Origin of the sequence: Limnobacter sp. SAORIC-690 (genome assembly GCF_002954425.1) — a bacterium.
GTDB lineage: Bacteria > Pseudomonadota > Gammaproteobacteria > Burkholderiales > Burkholderiaceae_B > Limnobacter > Limnobacter profundi.
In genome coordinates, this window is sequence record NZ_MQVZ01000001.1 from 2,314,411 (window position 1) to 2,332,901 (window position 18,491).

Genomic DNA, 18,491 nt, shown 5'->3' on the forward strand with positions numbered 1-18,491 from the left:
AGTATTCAAAACAGAATTTAATCCATCCAAGAGGAAACTATGAGCGCAATTGTTGACGTGATTGGTCGTGAGGTTATTGATTCTCGCGGCAATCCCACCGTGGAATGTGACGTGTTGCTGGAAAGTGGTGCCATGGGTCGTGCTGCCGTGCCCTCTGGTGCGTCCACAGGTACTCGCGAAGCCGTTGAACTGCGTGACGGTGACAAGTCCCGTTATTTGGGCAAAGGCGTGTTGCGCGCGGTTGAAAACATCAACACCGAGATTTCCGAAGCAATTTTGGGTCTGGATGCGCAAGAGCAGGTGTTTCTGGATCAAAACCTGATTGACCTGGACGGTACAGAGAACAAGAGCCGCCTGGGTGCCAACGCCACTTTGGCTGTTTCCATGGCCGTGGCCCGTGCTGCAGCTGAAGAGACTGGTTTGCCCTTGTACCGTTACTTCGGTGGTATGGGTGGCATGAGCCTGCCAGTGCCCATGATGAACGTAATCAATGGTGGTGCACACGCCAACAACAACCTCGATTTGCAAGAGTTCATGATTTTGCCGGTGGGGGCGCCTTCTTTCCGCGAGGCTATTCGCTACGGTGCTGAAGTGTTCCACGCACTGAAGAAAATTATTCACGACAAAGGCATGTCAACCGCTGTGGGCGATGAAGGCGGTTTTGCGCCTTCTGTAGCCAACCATGAAGCTGCCATTCAAATGATTATTCAGGCGATTGAAACCGCTGGTTTTGAGCCTGGCACGCAGGTGGCTTTGGGTCTGGATTGTGCAGCCTCTGAGTTTTACAAAGGTGGCAAGTACAAGCTGGCCGGTGAGGGCATGGAGCTGAGTTCACAGGAATTCGCACACCTGCTGGAGAGCTGGTGCAACAAGTACCCCATTATTTCGATCGAAGACGGCATGGCCGAAGACGATTGGGACGGTTGGGCTTATTTGTCAAAAACCATGGGCCGCAAGGTGCAGTTGGTGGGGGATGACCTGTTCGTAACCAACACCAAGATTTTGGCCGAAGGCATCGAAAAGAAAATCGCCAACTCCATTCTGATCAAGATCAATCAAATCGGTACTTTGACTGAAACCTTTGCTGCCATTGAGATGGCCAAGCGTGCTCGCTACACAGCGGTTATTTCTCACCGTTCAGGCGAAACAGAAGACAGCACCATTGCCGATATTGCGGTGGGTACCAATGCCATGCAGATCAAGACAGGTTCAATGAGCCGTTCAGACCGCATTGCCAAGTACAACCAGCTGTTGCGCATTGAAGAGGATTTGGGTGACATTGCTTACTACCCCGGCCGTTCAGCCTTCTACAACCTGGATTAATCGGTATTAATCGAAGGTGGCCCCGCAGTGCGGGGCCTTCTTGTATATGAACCCCAGGCTGATTTCACTTGTCCTTTTTGCCTTGCTGATTTTGCTTCAATACCCACTGTGGTTTGGCAAAGGCGGGATGCTGCGCGTCAGCGACCTTGAAGATCAGCTTGAACAGCAAAAGCAGGTGAATGACGCGCTGCGTTTGCGCAATCAACAACTCGAGGGTGATGTGCGCAGTTTGAGCGAGGGCGTTGAGGCGATTGAGGAGCGCGCCAGAAATGACTTTGGCATGATCAAGAAAGACGAGGTGTTTATTCAGTTGATTGAGCCGCGCAGCCAGCCAGCCGCCACACCACCAGGTGCCGCGGCAGAACCCTCGAATTAGTGCAAGGTGGGAGGCTGGGGTTCTTGTGGACCTTCGTGGTGAGAACTTTCGGTAAATAGCGCGTTGCAATCGGCTCGAGTGAATGAGTAATTTGCATTGCAGAAGTCACACTGAATTTCTACAGTCGGGTTTTCGGACAAAGCATCATCCAGTTCGGCCTGTCCCAAAGAAAGCAACATTTTTCCAACTTTGTCGCGTGAACAGGTGCATTCAAAATGTGCCTGGCGTTCTGCCAGTCCATCCGGGTCTTCTTCCCAAAAAAGACGCTTGGCCAATTCATCGGTTTCGGTGGCCAGGTGTTCCTCGGTTTGCAGCGTATTGATCAAGGCCTTCAATCGATCCCAGCCGTCAGCATCGAATTCTTTGCTTGAAACAACACCGCCATGTTGTGGCATTTGCTGAAGCATGACGCCCGCAGCTGTGGTGGCGTCGGAGTTCAGAACAAGGCGGGTTTCCAGTTGCTCGCTGCTGTGCATGTACGCTTCAAGCGAATCAGCCACAGAGGTACCTGCAAGCGGCACAATGCCTTGGTAGGGGGCCTGACCCGGCAGGCGATTGCGTGGGTCCAGAATAATTGCACATATGCCCTTGCCTGTGGCATTGACCAGGTCTTTGAAACTGGCATTCTCGGGAATTTGTGTACCTTCAACCAATTTCACGGTGGCGCGCAAACCCAAACGGCTATTGCACTCCGCCACCAGCAAACGAATGGGTCCGTCGCCCTGAATTTGAATAATCAGCGAGCCTTCAAACTTCAAGGAGGCTGACAACATGGTGCTTGCCGCAACCAGTTCACCCAGTACTTTTTGAACCGGCCTTGGGTAGTCATTGTTGTTGACCACTTGTTGCCAGGCTTTGGACAAATGTACCAAGTGCGCTCGGCAACTGGATTGATCAAAGATCAGGGTGCGTAGTGTGTCGGTCATGGTTACAAATTGAGGCAAAAAATTAGTTGTCTATTCGTTCAAGCGTTTCTTTGAACAGCTTGGCTTTTTGCAGGTAGAAGGCAGCGCCAATCAGGCGTGCCACTTCATCGTCGTTCAGGGTTCGGATCACTTTTCCGGGCGAACCAACCACCAGCGAGCGGTCGGGAATTTCTTTGCCTTCGGTGATCAGGGCACCGGCGCCGATGATACAGTTTTTTCCAATCTTTGCGCCGTTCAGCACCACTGAACGAATGCCAATCAAACTGCCTTCGCCTATGGTGCAGCCGTGCAGACAGGCCTGGTGCCCCACGGTGACATTTCTTCCGACCACCATGGGATAGCCAATGTCGGTGTGTAACACGGCGCCTTCCTGTACATTGCTGCCTTCCATAATGTGGATCAATTCGTTGTCGCCGCGAATGGCCGCGAAATCCCAAACCGACGTGTTTTCATCAAGTTGCACTTTGCCAATGATGCTGGCCATTTCGGCCACATAGGCGCTGGCGTGCACGGTGGGGGCTTCGCCATTGATTTTGTACTTGGCCACAATTGTCTCCTGTGTCGGGGTGTTGCCATGGTGTCTTTGCCTTAAAATAACATGCATCGAACCCTTGTGCAGTGTGGTTATGGGCAGTGAACTGGAACAAACTTTGAGACAAGCCGCCTTGCAGGCTTTGGCGTGTAAAAACTCCGTGGAAAAAGTGCGTCTGGTCTTGGCGATTGATGAAAGCCTGCCAATCGGCGGTGAAGCGGAGTTTTCACCTGGTGTGGGCCGCCCCGACAAACCGGAGTTGGTACACCCGGCACGCGTGCCCACACGCAAAGTCAGCCAGCCTGTGGGGCGGGGCATGCTTTTGCACTCGCTGGCGCACATTGAGTTCAATGCAATCAACTTGGCGCTAGACCTGCTGGTTCGTTTTTCCTCCATGCCCGACCAGTTTTATCTGGATTGGTTGAAAGTGGCCAAAGAGGAGGCCTACCACCACACTTTGTTGTGCAACAGAATGATGTCATACGCTTTGAATTATGGGGATTACCCCGCGCATGACGGTTTGTGGCAAATGGCAGAAAAAACCAAACACAGCTTGCTGGCCCGGCTTGCCTTGGTGCCGAGGCTTTTGGAGGCACGCGGACTGGACGTGTCACCGGCCATACGCGAGAAACTGGCCGCGGCCGGGGACATGGATAGTGCCGAGGTACTAGACATCATTTTGCGTGATGAAATTGGGCATGTGGCCATTGGCAACCGCTGGTTCAATGAAGTGTGCAACAATGAACAACGCGACCCAATTGAGGCTTTTGAGCATTGCCTGCGGGAGTACACCGCTCCGCAGCCACGTTCACCCTTCAATTTCAAGGCTCGCGCCCAGGCAGGTTTTTCTGAAGAGGAATTGGCCTGGTTAATGCAAGTTGAATTGGAGCAATCCGCCCAATAAGCGGATTGCAAAAGTATGAGTACAGCAGCATCCCCTTTCGCCAAAGAACTTGATTGGAATGATCCGCATTTGATTAATGCGGATTTGCATTGCCACTCCACCGTGTCGGACGGCACCCTGACGCCCGAAGAACTGGCTGCGCGCGCCGCCGCCAACGGAGTGCAAATTTGGTCTTTGACCGATCATGATGAAGTGGGTGGTTTGGCGCGAGCAGCAAAAGCAGCAGCTGAACACAACATGATTTTTGTACCTGGTGTGGAAATTTCGGTGACCTGGTCCGCGGTAACCTTGCACATTGTGGGTTTGAATGTGCAGTACGAGAATTCGCCGCTTGAGAAGGGTTTGGCCAGCGTGCGCAACGGGCGAACCGAACGAGCCATAGAAATGTCGCGGCAACTCGAAAAGGTGGGCATCGAAGATGTGTATGAAGGTGCCTTGAAGTATGTGGGCAACCCCAACCTGATTAGCCGAACCCACTTTGCCCGTTGTTTGGTTGAGCGCAAGGTGTGTACCGATATTCGCGAAGTGTTTGAGCGTTTTCTAACCCCGGGCAAACCAGGTTACGTGCCCCATGAATGGGCCAGCTTGAAGCAGGCGGTCGACTGGATTCTGGAGTCAAACGGCTTGCCTGTCATTGCGCACCCGGGGCGTTACGATTTGAATCCCATGCAGATGGATGAACTGGTTGAGCAGTTTGTCAAAATGGGTGGTGTTGGAATTGAGGTGGTCACGGGCAGCCACACCACCGACCAATACGCCACCTATGCGCGGAAATCTGTTCGATCTGGCTTGAAGGCATCGCGCGGATCAGATTTTCACGGCCCCACTGAATCCAGGGTTAATTTGGGTGAATTGCCCCGGTTGCCCGACGGCTGCGTGCCAATCTGGGATAATTGGGGCAAGTTGTTCAGCTAACAGGATACCCATTGGCGCAGTTATTCAACGTACATCCTCAAAACCCACAATCGCGTTTGTGCAAGCAGGCGGCAGACCTGATCAACTCGGGTGGAATTGCTGCAATTCCCACCGACAGCTGCTATGCGCTTGTTTGCCACCTGGATGATAAAAACGCGGTCGAGCGCCTGCGCAGGTTGAAAGGTATTTCAGAGAAGCAGCATTTGGCCTTGTTGTGCAAGGATTTAAGCGAGCTGGGCAGTTACGCCAAGGTAAACAATGTTCAATACCGTTTGCTGAAGTCAGTGTTTCCCGGTCCTTATACATTTATTCTTGAAGCGACCAAAGAAGTGCCCAAGCGTGTGTCGCATCCCTCGAAAAAATCAATCGGTTTGCGCGTTCCCGCACATGCGGTGGTGCAAGGCTTGCTGGAGCACATTGAGGGTGCGCTGATTGCCACAACGCTGCAGTTACCGGGCATGGAAGAGCCTGCGCGCAGCGGTTGGGAGGCCCAGGAAGCCGTGGGCAACGATGTAGATTTAATTGTGGACGACGGCGAGTACTGCGGCGCGTTTCCGACCACCGTGATTGACTGGACCGGCGAAGAACCTGTGGTTGTGCGAATTGGCGCTGGGCCTCTGACTGGTCCGCTTGAACCTGTGAATGTTGAAGAACAGGAAGAACTGTGATGGATTCAAGCATTATTCAAACGATTGCGGTGTACGCCTTGCCCGTGTTGTTTGCCATTACCCTGCACGAGGCAGCACACGGTTATGTTGCCCGAATGTATGGCGACAACACCGCCATGTACGCAGGCCGAATTACCTTGAACCCGATCAAGCACATTGACCCGGTTGGAACCATTCTGGTGCCGATTGCAATTCTGGTGTCCTCAAGCCTGATGGGTATTGGTGCCTTTCTGTTTGGCTGGGCCAAACCTGTTCCGGTGAATTTTGGCAACCTGCGCAATCCGAAAAAAGACATTCGTTTTGTAGCCTTTGCCGGGCCTGGCGCGAATTTTGTGATGGCCTTGTTGTGGGCACTTAGCCTGAAACTGCAGTTTGTCACCGGGCTGAACGAGCCCTTTTTTGCCGAAATGGCCAAAGCTGGCATTGTGGTGAACCTGGTTTTGGCTGCTTTGAACCTTCTGCCAATTTTGCCGCTGGATGGTGGCCGAATTCTGTTCAGCTTCCTGCCCAGTTCTGCAGCCTACAGTTTCAGCCGCACCGAGCCCTATGGCATGATCGTGCTCATTGCACTCCTGATGTTGGGTATCTTGCCCATGTTCATCCAGCCCATTGTTAGTGCCGGGTTGAGTGTGCTAACCCTTTTGTTTAATTTCTAAGTCACCATGTTTGCTGAACGCGTATTGTCGGGCATGCGCCCAACCGGTTTGTTGCACCTTGGCCATTACCACGGTGTGTTGAAAAACTGGGTGAAACTTCAAAACGAATTTCCCTGTCTGTTTTTTGTGGCCGATTGGCATGCGCTGACCACGCATTATGAAACCCCGGAAGTCATTAAGGAAAATGTGTGGGACATGGTGGTTGACTGGCTGGCTGCGGGTGTTGACCCCGAGAAAGCCACCTTGTTTGTTCAGTCCAAGGTGCCTGAGCATGCTGAGCTGCATTTGCTGCTGTCGATGAATACGCCTTTAAGCTGGCTTGAGCGCGTGCCCACCTACAAAGACCAACAGGAAAAACTCAGCGACAAAGACCTGGGCACCTATGGCTTTTTGGGCTACCCCTTGTTGCAGTCGGCTGACATTCTGATTTACCGTGCCACACAAGTACCGGTGGGTGAAGACCAGGTGCCCCACATCGAGCTGACCCGCGAAATTGCGCGGCGCTTCAATCATTTTTACAGCAAGGAAAAACTGCTGGATGCGAAGGGAGCTGAAATTGGCCGCAAGCCGATTTTGCTGGAACCCAAAGCCTTGCTGACCGAGGCCAGCAAGATGCCAGGGTTGGATGGCATGAAAATGTCCAAGAGCTACCAAAACACGCTGGCCTTGCGGGAAACACCCGAGAACATTTCCCAGAAAGTACGCAAAATGCCAACGGACCCGGCCCGCGTGCGCCGCACCGACCCGGGTGATCCTGCTAAATGCCCTGTTTGGCAATTGCACGAGGTGTATTCAGACGCCAGCACCAAGCAGTGGGTGCAGGAAGGTTGCAAATCGGCGGGCATTGGCTGTATTCAGTGCAAAGAGCCAATTATTCAGGCAGTAACCGACGAGTTGGCGCCTATGCGCGAACGTGCAGCCATGTACACCGAAAACCCGACATTGGTGCGAAAAATCATCAGCGAAGGCTGTGAGCGCGCACGTGCGATGGCCAACGACACGATGCAGGATGTGCGCAAGCACATGGGGCTGGATTATTCCTGACATGGCTACTGATCACGCCAATCCAGCCATGGCGCCTTCGCCATGGGTTCGTCAGTGTGTTGAAAGCCTGCAAGGTTCGGTTGCGGTCAAGCCGGGTTTAAGGGCGCTTGACCTTGCTTGCGGTGGTGGGCGGCACGCACTTTATTTGGCCAGTCTTGGTTATGTTGTACATGCAGTAGACAAAAATACACCTGACACGGTCTGGCCGGCGAATGTGCAGTTTCAGGCCATGGACCTGGAACAGGCTGACTGGCCATTGGCGGGGCAGCAATACGACTTGATCGTGGTGACCAACTATTTGCATCGCCCCCATTTCGAGAACCTTTTGGGCAACCTGAAGTCTCAGAATGCAGTGCTGGTTTACGAAACCTTTATGGATGGCAATGCGCAGTTTGGTTCGCCACGGAGCCCGGATTTTCTGCTTCAACCCAACGAACTGCTGTCCCGTATGTCTTTATTGAACATACTGCGTTTTGAACAGGGGCTTCGAAGCATGCCAAGCCCTGCAATGATTCAACGGGCCATGGGCATTACAGGCACTTGGTCTGAGATACAATCTGGAACAATAACACTCACTCAAAGGGACTAAATGATCACTGGCAGCATTGTCGCGATTGTTTCGCCGATGTTTGAAGACGGGTCGCTGGACTATGACAGTTACCGTCAGCTCATTGATTGGCATATTGAACAAGGTACCGACTCGATTGTAGCGGTAGGAACCACTGGGGAATCACCCACAGTGGACGTGGAAGAGCACGGCGAACTGATTCGTGTGGCGGTTGAGCAGGCGGCGGGCCGCATACCCATTATTGCAGGCACTGGTGGCAATTCAACCACCGAGGCCATTGAACTGACCGAGTTTGCGCGCAAGGTGGGTGCTGCTGCTAGTCTGCAAGTGGTGCCGTACTACAATAAACCAACTCAGGAAGGCATTTACCTGCACATGCGCAAGGTTGCCGAGGCTGTTGATTTGCCGGTGATTCTATACAACGTACCTGGCCGCACGGTGGCTGATATGGCACATTCCACAGTGGTGCGCTTGAGTCAGGTAGATGGCATTGTGGGTATCAAGGAAGCCACAGGCAACCTTGAGCGCGGGGCTTGGTTGATTCGCGACACATCAGCTGATTTCGCTGTGTACAGTGGTGATGACCCCACCGCAGTGAACTTGATGTTGATGGGCGGAAAAGGCAATATTTCCGTGACCGCCAACGTGGCCCCAAAGTTGATGCACGAACTTTGTGCTGCGGCCATCGCGGGCGATGCGAAAACCGCGCATGCCCTGAATTTGAGCTTGCTGGATTTGCACCAGGCCATGTTTGTACAGGCCAATCCAATTCCCGTGAAGTACGCATTGAGCAAAATGGGCAAAATGGCACCCGGTGTGCGCTTGCCTTTGACCCGACTGGAATCCAATTTTCACCAAACCGTGGACGCCGCCTTGCGTGCGCACCGGTTGATCGACTAAAGACGACTTAAGGCTGTGAAACACATGGAATTGAACAAGATGACCCCTTTCAAGCTGTTGCTGATCGCAGCGGCCGTATCCACTGCCGCAGGCTGCGCCTCTTACAAAGAGGCTGTGGAAGGACAGAAAACGGCTTACCGCACTGCCGAAAAGCGCGAGCAGGGCCTTGAGGTGCCGCCAGATCTGACTGCGCAGTCTGCCGATGAGCAATTCCTGATTCCCGGCGAGTCCGGTTCCGGTTCGGTGTCTGCTTCGTCGTTTTACAGTGGTGGTGGTACTCGCCCAGCGGGTGCTCGCCCACAAGCGCAGGCTGAGCCGGTTTTGGTTTCGTCCGATGATGTAAAAATCAAACGCGTGGGCAACTTGCGCTCTCTGGAAGTGAAAATGCCACCCGAGCAACTGTGGCCAAAATTGCGCGAATTCTGGAAAGACACCGGGTTTGAACTGGCCGTGGATGATCCAAAAATTGGCTTGATGGAAACCAATTGGGCTGAAAACCGCGCCAATATTCCTTTGGATGGCATTCGCAAAGTGATTGGCACGGTGTTTGATGGTATTTACTCCAGCAACACCCGCGACCGCTACCGTACCCGTGTGGAGCCGATTCAAGGTGGTGTTGAAATTTTCGTGACTCACCGTGGCATGGAAGAAAACTACACTGATCAGGCCCAGTCCAACTTGGTGTGGATGAATCGCCCTTCTGATCCCGAACTTGAAGCTGAAATGCTGAATCGCTTGATGGCGAAGCTGACTGGTGACGAGAAGGCTGCTGCCGCAGCGGGGCGCCCGGTGGGGCAAGAGCTCATTTCGGTTCAGAAAAAGCCCGAGGGTACAGCCATTGTTTTGGCTGAAGACTTTCCCTTGGCCTGGCGCCGTGTGGGCTTCGGGCTGGACCGCGCTGGTTTTATTGTCGAAGACCGTGACCGTTCCAACGGTGTGTATTACGTGAAGTACATTCCCGATTCCGCTTCTGCAGAAGGCGAAAAGAAGGGTTTCTTCGGGAAAATCTTTGGCGGTGCTTCGAATGACAAATCCTTGAAAGCGGATCAACGCTTCCAGGTTGTTGTTGCGCCTGAGGGAGACAAGTCCACGTCGGTCAAGTTTACTTCCGAGCGCGGTGCAGCTGTGGACGCCGCAATTTCCGAAGAAGCGGCAACCAAGCTGGCCGGAAAACTCCGGTAATTGGTGTGCGTTTTGCGAGTTTGGGCAGTGGCAGTGAAGGCAACAGTTGGCTGTTTGAATGCAGGCTAACTGACACACCGACGCGCTTGATGGTGGATTGCGGTTTTGCTGTGAAGGAAACCGTTGGCCGCCTGGAGCGAGTTGGGCTCACTCCGCAAGATGTCGATGCAATTGTGGTCACTCACGAGCATGGGGATCACATAGGCGGTGTATTCAAATTCAGCCGAAAGTTTGGTACACCTGTGTACTTGACGCATGGCACCTGGCGCGCGGCCTTACGGTCCAAACTAAGCGATGAAGACTACCTGCAGTCAGGCAAGGTGGTGTTAATCGAGAGCCATGCAGCATTTAACGTCAAGAACCTGACTTTGCATCCCTTTCCCGTGCCCCATGACGCTGCTGAACCCATTCAAATGTTGATTGAATCAAGGTCGGGCTTCGTCACTGGCATTCTGACCGATTGTGGCAGTGCTACGCCGCATTTGATCAGCATGTTGAACAAGGCTCATGCCTTGATTCTCGAATCCAACCACTGCCCCGAGATGCTGTCCAATTCGCCTTATCCACCCAGCCTGAAAAAAAGGGTAGGAGGCGATTATGGTCACCTCAGCAATCAGGTGGCTTGCGATATTCTTCGGAAACTCGATTCTGGAAACTTGCAGTTTGTGGTGGCAGCACATTTAAGCCAAACCACGAATTGTCCCAAGGTGGTTCAACAAATGTGGGCGGAGGTATTGACCCCGCGCGGAATCGCGTTTGACATCGCCTGCCAAACCGAGGGTTTTGCCTGGATCAGCCTTGATTCGCAGCAAGTGGCCGCTTGATTTTTAGGTGATCCAATAAAAAAGCCCCAGATTTTCATCTGGGGCTTTTTAGCTTCAATCGCTTTTACAAGCGAATTGAATTTACTTCTTTTCTTCTTCAGCTGGAGCTGCTGCTGGCTCAGTAGCGGCTGGCTCAGTAGCTGCTGGCTCAGTGGCTGCTGGTTCTGCGGCCATTGGCTCAGCGGCAGGAGCTTGTTCAGTTACAGCAGGAGCTGCTGGTTCAACTGGAGCTGCTTCTTCTTTCTTGCCACAAGCGGCCAATGCTACTGCAAACAAAGATGCGATCAAAATTGAGTTTTTCATGTTTATTCCTTTTGGGGTCACGAACTAGACGCCGATTCAAGCGTCTTTTTTAGAGCAAATAGGCTCACAAGAGAACCCAGAATCACCCATTTTCCTGCTGGGTGTTCAAGCACTCAAGCGGAAAACTCTGCAAATTCTATCGAATAGCCTGTCAAATTCAAGTCATTGTTTCGACCTTATTTTCGAAGCAAAATTCTATTGACTTTGCTGAGTCGTTTCAAATTCTAAATGAAATTAATCACATTAGGGTTTCTACCCAACCGGCTTTTGCAAAACCAATTAAAAAATACTGAAATTCAGGATTTTTTAAAGCTTCTGCAGCGTCGATTGGCTCCATTTCACGCTGGTTTGCGAGCATTTGCAGCTGTTTAACGGTAAGGGCACTGGTCGGGTTGACAGCATCGCCATTGATGTAAAAATCGGTGTCTTTGAACAACATTTTAGTTTTCATGCTTAATGCAATGCCGCGCTCTCCAAGAACACTAATTATTTCGTGTATTTCCTGATCTTCGGTGTTGTTTACAAAATACACATGTGGCTTGGGTTCTGTGAGCAAAATCCCCATGCTGCGCTGGATTTGAGGCGATTTCGCTGAAAATTGCCGAATCAAATTAAATCCAAAATTCAGCAAATCGTCAGGAATTTCTGCAGGGTTTTTCTGTAACCCTCGGGCGGGGTCAGAAAACAGTGTTTGAGTCATGCCTGGATCTTGATCAATTTGATCGGCCATGTCGCGCAATATGCCACTGAGAACCTCGGCCTGCGTGGGCGCCCTGAAGCCAATGCTCAGGGTTGAGCAGGTTCCCTCTGCGATGCCGTCGTGCCCATAGTTCGGGGGCAGGTAAAGCATGTCACCAGGCTCGAGAACAAACTCCTCGGTGGGCTCAAAGTTTTTGAGAATTTTCAGGGGCATGCCTTCTTCAAGTTCTTTGTTCGGCAAGGGGCCAATTTTCCAGCGCCGTTTGCCGTGCATTTGAAGCAGAAAGACATCGTAGGAGTCGTAGTGTGGACCCACGCCCCCGCCATCGCTGGCCAGGCTTAGCATCACGTCGTCCAGGCGTGCATCGGGAATAAAGCGGAACAATTGCAGCAGGTCATAAGCTTCGGGCAAGTGGTGGTCAATGCCCTGGATCAGCACGGTCCATGCTTTTTTCTTCATCGAGGGCAGCGCATCAAACGGGCCGTGTTCAAGTGTCCAGCCTGCTTTGCTGTGTTGTATCAATCGGCTTTCGATGTCTTCATCGGATGCCATCTCGGCGATGGTGTCGAAATCGCACAGTGGTTCGAAATTCGGAAATACCTGACGAAACAAAAATGGCTTGATGTGCCAATGCTCGGTCATGAATTGTTCCACAGGGAGGTTTGCGATGTGGGTGAGGGGTTTGATCATCTGAAGGGGGCTTTATTTGGGTGATTTATCGATTACGGGTATCATAGGCCACCTTAAAAGACTGCCCACTGTTCGGGCGCTGATTTCTGGAGTTATGTACGATGATTGTTGAGCACGGCACGGTGGTTACCCTTGATTTTGAGCTGCGTGATGCGCAGGGTGAACTGATTCAGGAACACGGTGGCGAGCCGATCATTTACCTGCATGGCAGTGATAATGAGGTGTTTCCGAAGCTGCAAGAGGCAGTTGAAGGCAAGGCCATTGGCGATGAGGTGTTCGTTCAACTCGAGCCTGAGGATGCCTTCGGAGATTTTGACCCCGAATTGATGCGGGTAGAAGATGCGGACAGTTTTGCTGAAGACCTTGAAATCGGTATGCAACTGGAGGAGGTTCCTGTTGAAGATGAAAACGAGCCTGACCTGCAAGCTGACGAGGAAAACACTGGTTTTGGTCGGGTTTGGACTGTGACTGACATTGCCGAAGGCAAAGTGGTGCTGGATGGCAACCACCCGTTCGCGGGCATGGCCTTGCGCTATCACCTGAAGGTGCTGGATATTCGTGCCGCCAATGAGGAAGAAAAAGCGCAGGGTGCTGCTGCGCAATCGCTGTTCAGCATTGCCCCCAACCCTGATGCACGCAAACTGAATTAACCGTTTGGCCTCAGTTCGGGCTTTATTTCGGGCTAATTGTCAGCAGTGGGGCTTGGCAGCGAAACGCTGCTGGCCTCAAATGGCATTGCACTGCCTTGTTTTACCTTCACCTGCACCCAGGCATTCATGAAGGGGTGTCCCCAGCCCTCGACCCTATAAAACAGTGCATCTGAGCTGGGTGTGCCACCGAATTGTTCGAGGCTGGGTTTGTCCCATTTAAACCGGTGTGTGTCGCCATGCGCCAGCAGTACTGGCCGCCGCGTGGTATCGATGTATTTCACCAGCCTTGTCATGAAAGCAGCGTAGCCATTCCGGGATGGGTTGGTGCTGGTACCACCTGAACCATCAATTGGATTGCCCTGAATGGCGATTACGGTCTCCGTAGGGCGTGTACTGTCATGTTCAAACAATGCTTCAGCTTCGCTTAGCCATGCGTCAATCGCTTGATCTCGGGCTTTCAACAATTGCTTTGCTTTTTTTGTACTGGTTTTTCTGGATTTCGGGTTGAGCAGATCGTTGTTACTGCCCGGAATATTCAAACTCACAAAGAGGGTACTGCCTTGTGTCCACATCAGGTGTTCAGGGTAGGGTGGACTGGTTTGTTGCCGAACGGAAAAGTTTTTTTTGCCCAGTGAGCGGGGCTGTGAAAATGCCTGCTGGCGCAAGAAATTCAGGCGTTCCTGGCTGTCGAAATTACCGTTGGATGGCCTGTGGCAATCGGTCCATTCGTTGTCGCCGGGCACATATACCAGGGGCTTCCCGCTTCGCTGCAGTTGCGCAAGGCGACGGTTGATTAATTCATCGGCACAAGGCTCATTGCCACCTTTGATGTCGCCAATATGCAAAATCCAGTGAATATCATGTTCATTCCCAATGTGTTGAATCAGGTTGTCGGTGGCGGGCTCGAAGAAATTGTTGTAAGGCTGATCGCCGATCAGTGCAAAGCTGAAGGTGCTGTGCTTTGGGCTGGCTTGGGCAGCCGCAACGAAAGTGACCAAGGCGGCCGCACAGGCTTTGGTGGCTGCGCGGCGCAAATTCATGTTTGCAGGCCTTTTAGCTGAAAGATTAACTGCAATGCTTCGCGCGGGCTGAGTTCGTCGGGATCAATCTCGTTGAGTTTTTCGAGAATCAGGTTCACGTGCTGCGCGCTGGCTGGCTGTTCAACCGCATCCTGACTTGGCAGGTCGAACAGATCCACCTGGGCGTTCATGGCGCGTTTTTCAGCCTCAAGCTGATCAAGTCGTTTTTGTGCATTTTTCACCACCAAGGCGGGCAAGCCCGCAAGCTTGGCCACTTGCAGGCCATAACTTTGGCTGGCAGGGCCAGCTTCTATGCGATGCAAAAACACCAGTTTGCCCTGGTGTTCGGTGGCAGACAAATGCACATTGAACACACTGTCCAATTCATGGCCCAGTGCTGTAATTTCAAAATAGTGTGTGGCAAACAGTGTTAAACATTTGTTGGTGTTGGCCAAGCGTTTTGCGATTTCCCAGGCGAGGGACAAACCATCGAAAGTTGAGGTTCCCCGTCCAATTTCATCCATGATGACAAGGCTGTGGGGTGTCGCTTGGCGAACGATTGTGGCGGCTTCTGTCATTTCCACCATGAAGGTGGAACGGCCACCGGCCAGGTCATCGGATGCACCAATGCGCGTAAAAATTCGATCGAGTACGCCAATTTGTGCACTGGCTGCCGGCACGAAACTACCCATGTGCGCCAGCAATGCGATGAGCGCGGTTTGTCGCATGTAGGTGCTTTTGCCACCCATGTTGGGGCCGGTAATCAGTGCCATGTGTTTGCCGGGGCGCAAGGTGCAATCATTCGGGGTGAATTGCTCCACTTGTACTTCCAGCACTGGGTGGCGCCCTTGCTGAATGTTCAGCAGGGCATGCGGCACCATTTGCGGGCGCACCCAATTTGCCTCGAAAGCCACAATGGCCAATGCCGCCAAGGCATCAAGTTCAGACAATTCACGCGCGCAGCGCTGCAAAAATGGGGTGAACTGACCCAGCCACACCATCAGGTTTTCATAAATGACCTTTTCAAGGTTCAGGGCCTTGTCTTTCGCGGAGAGCGCTTTTTCCTCGAAGGCTTTCAGTTCTTCGGTAATGTAGCGCTCGGCATTTTTCATTGTTTGCCGGCGAATATAGTGTGCGGGCACTTTGTCGGCCTGCGCACTGCTGACCTCGATGTAAAAACCATGCACCCGGTTGAATTCGACTTTCAGATTGGCGATGCCGGTGGCCTCACGTTCCTGTTTTTCCAGTTCAATTAAAAACTGCCCGCTGCCGGTTTGAATGTTTCGCAATTCGTCCAGCTCAGTGTGGTAACCATCGGCAATCACGCCGCCGTCACGTATCAGTACTGGTGGGTTTTCGGCCAAGGCTTGCATCAATTCAGCCAGCAGTTCGGGTGGTGCCTGAAAGGCCTGCTGTGCTGTTTCAAATGCGCTGTCGCCAAAGTGGGCAATGAGTTGTTCCACTTGGGGCAGCGCTTGAAGGCTTTCCCGCAGGGCCAGCAAATCCCGAGGCTTTGCCGTTTGCATGGCCACGCGACTGCTGATGCGCTCAATATCGGCCATTGCACGCAATGTTTTAACCAGATTGAAGCAGACAGGTTCTGGCGCCTGGCCCAAGGTGGCAAGCAGGTGCTGTATTTTGTTTTGTCGTGCTTCAATGGTGGCCAGGTTGCGCAAAGGTTCCAATAGCCATTGGCGCAAGCGCCTGGCACCCATGCCGCTACCGGTGCGGTTAATGCGCGAGAACAGGGTGGGTGCGGGCTCGCCGCGCAATGTTTCTGTCAATTCCAGGTTGCGGCGTGCGGCCTCATCCAGCACCAGAAAGTCTTGCTCGTGTTCAACTTGAATATCGGACACGTGCTTGAAGTTTTCAATGCTAAGGTGCGTTTCCTTTGCATATTGCAACGCGGCGCCCATGGCGGGCACGGCCAGTTTGGCGTTGTGCAATTCGAGGCTTGCCAGGTTGGCGGCTTGCAGCACGGATTGCAAATGCGTTTGGGCGAAGCCTGCATCGAAGTGCCAAGCTGGGCGCTCGATGCAGCCGGTTATTTGGCTGTGTTGTGCCCATGTGCGGTTGTTTACAAGCACTTCGGCTGCGTTGAACCGGCTTAGGTGTGCTGCCAGTGCGCCTGAATCGCATTCCAGCAAACGAATTGAACCCGCAGAAAGTGCCAGACAAGCCACCCCCCAGTACTTGCCGTCCTCAGAGAACAGGCTGAGCAGGGTCTTGTTTTCCTGGTCAGGCAGCAAAGTGGATTCGGTCAGTGTGCCTGGTGTAACTACCCGCGCCACTTTGCGTTCCATGGGGCCCTTGGTCAGGCCAGGCGTTCCCACCTGCTCGCAAATGGCCACTGAATGGCCCAGCGCCACCAGTTTGGCAAGGTATTGATCTGCGGCATGAAAAGGCACCCCCGCCATCGGAATGGGTTGACCAGCTGATTGGCCTCGGTGGGTCAGGGTAATTCTGAGAAGCTGTGCGGCCAGTTGGGCATCGTCGAAAAACAGCTCGTAAAAATCGCCCATGCGATAAAAGAGCAGCTTGTCGGGGTACTCGGATTTCAGCGTGAGGTACTGCTGCATCATCGGCGTGTGGCTTTCAAACGCCTGTGATGCAGCCTGGTTATTTGTACTCGCTTGTTTGCTCAACTGGGTCCCTGTTGTTTTATTTGAAGCTAAGCAGGTATTGGAGGGCTTTTGGGTTGCCGGCAACCGCGTCACCTGTGCTCATGAAGGTGTCATTGCCTTGGGGGTCGGTGATCAAGCCGCCTGCCTCGGAAACAAGCAAAACGCCTGTTGCCAAATCCCAGGGCTTCAAGCCAAAACACATGTAACCATCCAGGCGACCACAGGCCACATAAGCCAAATCGAGAACGGCTGAACCGGATTTTCGAATGCCTGCCGTGCTTTCAGTCAGTGCCAGCATTTTGCGTTTTACGCCCAGCGAGCCCTCATTCTGACCGCTTGGGAATGCAAAACCAACCAGAAATTCATTGGGTTTGCTGCGTTTTGAAACCCGGATTCGACGGTTGTTCAAGAACGCACCTTCGCCTTTGGACGCGGTGAACAGGTCGTTGGTGGCCGGGTTGTAAACAACTGCCTGTTGAACATGGCCATTGACACGCAGCGCGATTGAAATGGCGTAGTGTGGGTAGCCGTGAATGAAGTTGGCAGTGCCATCGATCGGGTCGATGACCCACTCGTAGTCGGATTTGCCAGAGGCACCGCTTTCCTCGGCTAGAATGGCGTGATCGGGAAAGGCTTGCTTGAGCACATCAATAATGGCGCTTTCAGCAGCTTGATCGGTTTCAGTGACGAAATCGTTGGGCCCTTTGACACCGATTTTTACCTGATCGAGGTCAAGCTCCGCTCGGTTGATGATTTTTCCCGCAGCGCGAGCGGCTTTCACCGCCACGTTCAACATCGGATGCATGGCCTTTCCTTTCAATTTGAATACGTTTAACCCAACATTATAAATGACCGCAGCCAATTCCCTCGAATCCATTTCAATAGTTCTCGTAAAAACAAGCCATCCGGGCAATGTTGGTTCGGTGGCACGCGCCATGAAAACCATGGGTTTAAGTGATTTGCGCCTGGTTGAGCCGAAAACCAAAGAAATTTGCAGTGCTGAAGAGGCGATTTCACTGGCCAGCGGTGCGAGCGATGTGCTTGAACAGGCCCGTGTTTACGACTCCTTGCCCGATGCCTTGGCTGATCGAAGCGTGGCATTTGCTTTGTCTGCACGTTTGCGCGATTTGGGCCCAAGTTTGCAAAGCCCGCAGGAGGCAGCAAAAGAGGCTTTGTGTTTGACGGAAAGCGGCATCGGTGCAGCTTTTGTGTTTGGTGCCGAGCGCACGGGTTTAAGCAACGATGAACTGCTGGTGTGCAATCGGCAGGTGACGATTGCCGCCAACCCGGTTTACAGCTCGCTGAACTTGTCACAAGCCGTGCAAATTGTGGCCTATGCCTTGCGCACGGAATGGGCGACTGGTGAATTGGCCGTGGCTGCCGAAGGCTCCCTTGCTGACAGTGTGAGGCAGGGTGGCAAGCTGGCCACTGTGAAGGCGGTGGCGGATTTACAGGCCCATTGGCTGCAAGCCATGGAGGCGGTTGATTTTATCAATCCCGACAAGCCGAAAAAGGTGGTGCAGCGTTTGGCCAGAATGTTGGCCAAAACGCCTTTGGAGCAAGAAGAAGTGGACATGCTTCGAGGCTTTTTTTCTGATGTGATACGGGTGGTGGACAATCGCCTTTATCCGCATGAATTTGAGCGCAAGAAGCCTTGATACAGCCGTGATACACTGCGGCGACCAGC

20 protein-coding genes are annotated in these 18,491 nt (G+C 52.8%); 13 read left to right on the top strand and 7 right to left on the bottom strand.

The genetic code is table 11. The features are described from left to right. Nucleotides 1-39: 39 nt before the first annotated feature. On the top strand, nt 40-1,323 hold the full coding sequence (gene eno / locus BSZ31_RS11030; protein WP_105028791.1) for a phosphopyruvate hydratase: 1,284 nt from the start codon (nt 40-42) through the stop codon (nt 1,321-1,323). Nucleotides 1,324-1,369: 46 nt separating this feature from the next. Then, entirely contained in the window at nt 1,370-1,699 is a 330-nt protein-coding gene (gene ftsB / locus BSZ31_RS11035) for a cell division protein FtsB (RefSeq protein ID WP_105028792.1), read from the top strand. Here ftsB and BSZ31_RS11040 read toward each other — a convergent pair. Both BSZ31_RS11040 and BSZ31_RS11045 read right to left on the bottom strand, forming a co-directional pair. Next, nucleotides 1,696-2,625, bottom strand: a complete 930-nt coding sequence (locus tag BSZ31_RS11040) for an Hsp33 family molecular chaperone HslO (RefSeq protein WP_105028793.1) — start codon at nt 2,623-2,625, stop codon at nt 1,696-1,698. The genes ftsB and BSZ31_RS11040 overlap by 4 nt on opposite strands. A 22-nt stretch (nt 2,626-2,647) precedes the next feature. Further along, complete coding sequence (locus BSZ31_RS11045; RefSeq protein WP_105029847.1) at nt 2,648-3,172, bottom strand: gamma carbonic anhydrase family protein; 525 nt, start codon at nt 3,170-3,172, stop codon at nt 2,648-2,650. Between the two features lie 79 nt (nt 3,173-3,251). On the opposite strand from BSZ31_RS11045, the gene BSZ31_RS11050 reads away from it, so the two are divergent. The 9 genes from BSZ31_RS11050 to BSZ31_RS11090 are packed head-to-tail and all read left to right on the top strand — an operon-like array spanning nt 3,252 to nt 10,818. Beyond that, nucleotides 3,252-4,061: a ferritin-like domain-containing protein gene (locus tag BSZ31_RS11050; protein WP_105028794.1), complete on the top strand. Its 810-nt coding sequence runs from the start codon at nt 3,252-3,254 to the stop codon at nt 4,059-4,061. Nucleotides 4,062-4,076: 15 nt separating this feature from the next. Continuing rightward, nucleotides 4,077-4,976: a 3',5'-nucleoside bisphosphate phosphatase gene (locus BSZ31_RS11055; RefSeq protein WP_105028795.1), complete on the top strand. Its 900-nt coding sequence runs from the start codon at nt 4,077-4,079 to the stop codon at nt 4,974-4,976. Between the two features lie 11 nt (nt 4,977-4,987). Continuing rightward, a complete protein-coding gene (locus BSZ31_RS11060) occupies nt 4,988-5,644 on the top strand; it encodes an L-threonylcarbamoyladenylate synthase (RefSeq protein ID WP_105028796.1) in 657 nt (218 codons plus the stop codon). After that, nucleotides 5,644-6,300, top strand: coding sequence for a site-2 protease family protein (locus BSZ31_RS11065; protein ID WP_105028797.1), 657 nt, complete (start codon nt 5,644-5,646; stop codon nt 6,298-6,300). Before BSZ31_RS11060 ends, BSZ31_RS11065 begins: the two co-directional genes overlap by 1 nt. A 6-nt stretch (nt 6,301-6,306) precedes the next feature. Continuing rightward, a complete protein-coding gene (trpS, locus tag BSZ31_RS11070) occupies nt 6,307-7,344 on the top strand; it encodes a tryptophan--tRNA ligase (RefSeq protein ID WP_105028798.1) in 1,038 nt (345 codons plus the stop codon). 1 nt (nt 7,345) lies between these two features. Then, the gene (locus BSZ31_RS11075; RefSeq protein ID WP_105028799.1) at nt 7,346-7,933 is read left to right on the top strand and encodes a bifunctional 2-polyprenyl-6-hydroxyphenol methylase/3-demethylubiquinol 3-O-methyltransferase UbiG; all 588 of its coding nucleotides are present in this window, start codon (nt 7,346-7,348) and stop codon (nt 7,931-7,933) included. Further along, nucleotides 7,934-8,812, top strand: coding sequence for a 4-hydroxy-tetrahydrodipicolinate synthase (gene dapA, locus BSZ31_RS11080; protein WP_105028800.1), 879 nt, complete (start codon nt 7,934-7,936; stop codon nt 8,810-8,812). 24 nt (nt 8,813-8,836) lie between these two features. Beyond that, nucleotides 8,837-9,994 carry an outer membrane protein assembly factor BamC gene (bamC, locus tag BSZ31_RS11085; protein WP_105028801.1) on the top strand — a complete coding sequence of 386 codons (1,158 nt, stop codon included), beginning with the start codon at nt 8,837-8,839 and terminating at the stop codon, nt 9,992-9,994. Nucleotides 9,995-9,999: 5 nt separating this feature from the next. After that, nucleotides 10,000-10,818: an MBL fold metallo-hydrolase gene (locus BSZ31_RS11090; protein WP_168426945.1), complete on the top strand. Its 819-nt coding sequence runs from the start codon at nt 10,000-10,002 to the stop codon at nt 10,816-10,818. A gap of 81 nt (nt 10,819-10,899) precedes the next feature. Here BSZ31_RS11090 and BSZ31_RS11095 read toward each other — a convergent pair whose 3' ends face one another. Then, a complete protein-coding gene (locus tag BSZ31_RS11095; RefSeq protein WP_105028803.1) occupies nt 10,900-11,121 on the bottom strand; it encodes a hypothetical protein in 222 nt (73 codons plus the stop codon). A 238-nt stretch (nt 11,122-11,359) separates the two neighbouring features. Then, on the bottom strand, nt 11,360-12,511 hold the full coding sequence (locus BSZ31_RS11100; RefSeq protein WP_105028804.1) for a cupin domain-containing protein: 1,152 nt from the start codon (nt 12,509-12,511) through the stop codon (nt 11,360-11,362). Nucleotides 12,512-12,612: 101 nt separating this feature from the next. Here BSZ31_RS11100 and BSZ31_RS11105 point away from each other — a divergent pair, with 101 nt between their 5' ends. Then, entirely contained in the window at nt 12,613-13,161 is a 549-nt protein-coding gene (locus BSZ31_RS11105) for a peptidylprolyl isomerase (protein ID WP_105028805.1), read from the top strand. Between the two features lie 32 nt (nt 13,162-13,193). Here the strand turns inward: BSZ31_RS11105 and BSZ31_RS11110 are convergent, their stop codons facing one another. From BSZ31_RS11110 to BSZ31_RS11120, 3 genes are all read right to left on the bottom strand, one after another. Then, the gene (locus tag BSZ31_RS11110; RefSeq protein ID WP_105028806.1) at nt 13,194-14,201 is read right to left on the bottom strand and encodes a metallophosphoesterase; all 1,008 of its coding nucleotides are present in this window, start codon (nt 14,199-14,201) and stop codon (nt 13,194-13,196) included. Beyond that, nucleotides 14,198-16,762 (bottom strand): DNA mismatch repair protein MutS, encoded by a 2,565-nt coding sequence (mutS, locus tag BSZ31_RS11115; RefSeq protein ID WP_105028807.1) that lies wholly within the window; start codon nt 16,760-16,762, stop codon nt 14,198-14,200. The genes BSZ31_RS11110 and mutS overlap by 4 nt, the downstream gene beginning before the upstream one ends. A 79-nt stretch (nt 16,763-16,841) precedes the next feature. Further along, nucleotides 16,842-17,609, bottom strand: coding sequence for an inositol monophosphatase family protein (locus BSZ31_RS11120; RefSeq protein WP_168426947.1), 768 nt, complete (start codon nt 17,607-17,609; stop codon nt 16,842-16,844). A 43-nt stretch (nt 17,610-17,652) separates the two neighbouring features. Here BSZ31_RS11120 and BSZ31_RS11125 point away from each other — a divergent pair, with 43 nt between their 5' ends. After that, entirely contained in the window at nt 17,653-18,462 is an 810-nt protein-coding gene (locus BSZ31_RS11125) for an RNA methyltransferase (protein WP_105028809.1), read from the top strand. The last annotated feature ends 29 nt before the right edge of the window (nt 18,463-18,491 follow it).

Excerpts from the sequence above, each read along its gene's own strand:
- eno (WP_105028791.1), top strand. The coding sequence starts at position 40 with ATGAGCGCAATTGTTGACGTGATTGGTCGTGAGGTTATTGATTCTCGC.
- bamC (WP_105028801.1), top strand. The coding sequence starts at position 8,837 with ATGGAATTGAACAAGATGACCCCTTTCAAGCTGTTGCTGATCGCAGCG.
- BSZ31_RS11120 (WP_168426947.1), bottom strand. The coding sequence starts at position 17,609 with ATGCATCCGATGTTGAACGTGGCGGTGAAAGCCGCTCGCGCTGCGGGA.
- BSZ31_RS11095 (WP_105028803.1), bottom strand. The coding sequence starts at position 11,121 with ATGAAAAACTCAATTTTGATCGCATCTTTGTTTGCAGTAGCATTGGCC.
- BSZ31_RS11110 (WP_105028806.1), bottom strand. The coding sequence starts at position 14,201 with ATGAATTTGCGCCGCGCAGCCACCAAAGCCTGTGCGGCCGCCTTGGTC.
- BSZ31_RS11100 (WP_105028804.1), bottom strand. The coding sequence starts at position 12,511 with ATGATCAAACCCCTCACCCACATCGCAAACCTCCCTGTGGAACAATTC.
- BSZ31_RS11065 (WP_105028797.1), top strand. The coding sequence starts at position 5,644 with ATGGATTCAAGCATTATTCAAACGATTGCGGTGTACGCCTTGCCCGTG.
- BSZ31_RS11040 (WP_105028793.1), bottom strand. The coding sequence starts at position 2,625 with ATGACCGACACACTACGCACCCTGATCTTTGATCAATCCAGTTGCCGA.
- BSZ31_RS11055 (WP_105028795.1), top strand. The coding sequence starts at position 4,077 with ATGAGTACAGCAGCATCCCCTTTCGCCAAAGAACTTGATTGGAATGAT.
- BSZ31_RS11105 (WP_105028805.1), top strand. The coding sequence starts at position 12,613 with ATGATTGTTGAGCACGGCACGGTGGTTACCCTTGATTTTGAGCTGCGT.
- BSZ31_RS11075 (WP_105028799.1), top strand. The coding sequence starts at position 7,346 with ATGGCTACTGATCACGCCAATCCAGCCATGGCGCCTTCGCCATGGGTT.
- trpS (WP_105028798.1), top strand. The coding sequence starts at position 6,307 with ATGTTTGCTGAACGCGTATTGTCGGGCATGCGCCCAACCGGTTTGTTG.
- BSZ31_RS11050 (WP_105028794.1), top strand. The coding sequence starts at position 3,252 with ATGGGCAGTGAACTGGAACAAACTTTGAGACAAGCCGCCTTGCAGGCT.
- ftsB (WP_105028792.1), top strand. The coding sequence starts at position 1,370 with ATGAACCCCAGGCTGATTTCACTTGTCCTTTTTGCCTTGCTGATTTTG.
- dapA (WP_105028800.1), top strand. The coding sequence starts at position 7,934 with ATGATCACTGGCAGCATTGTCGCGATTGTTTCGCCGATGTTTGAAGAC.
- mutS (WP_105028807.1), bottom strand. The coding sequence starts at position 16,762 with ATGATGCAGCAGTACCTCACGCTGAAATCCGAGTACCCCGACAAGCTG.
- BSZ31_RS11125 (WP_105028809.1), top strand. The coding sequence starts at position 17,653 with ATGACCGCAGCCAATTCCCTCGAATCCATTTCAATAGTTCTCGTAAAA.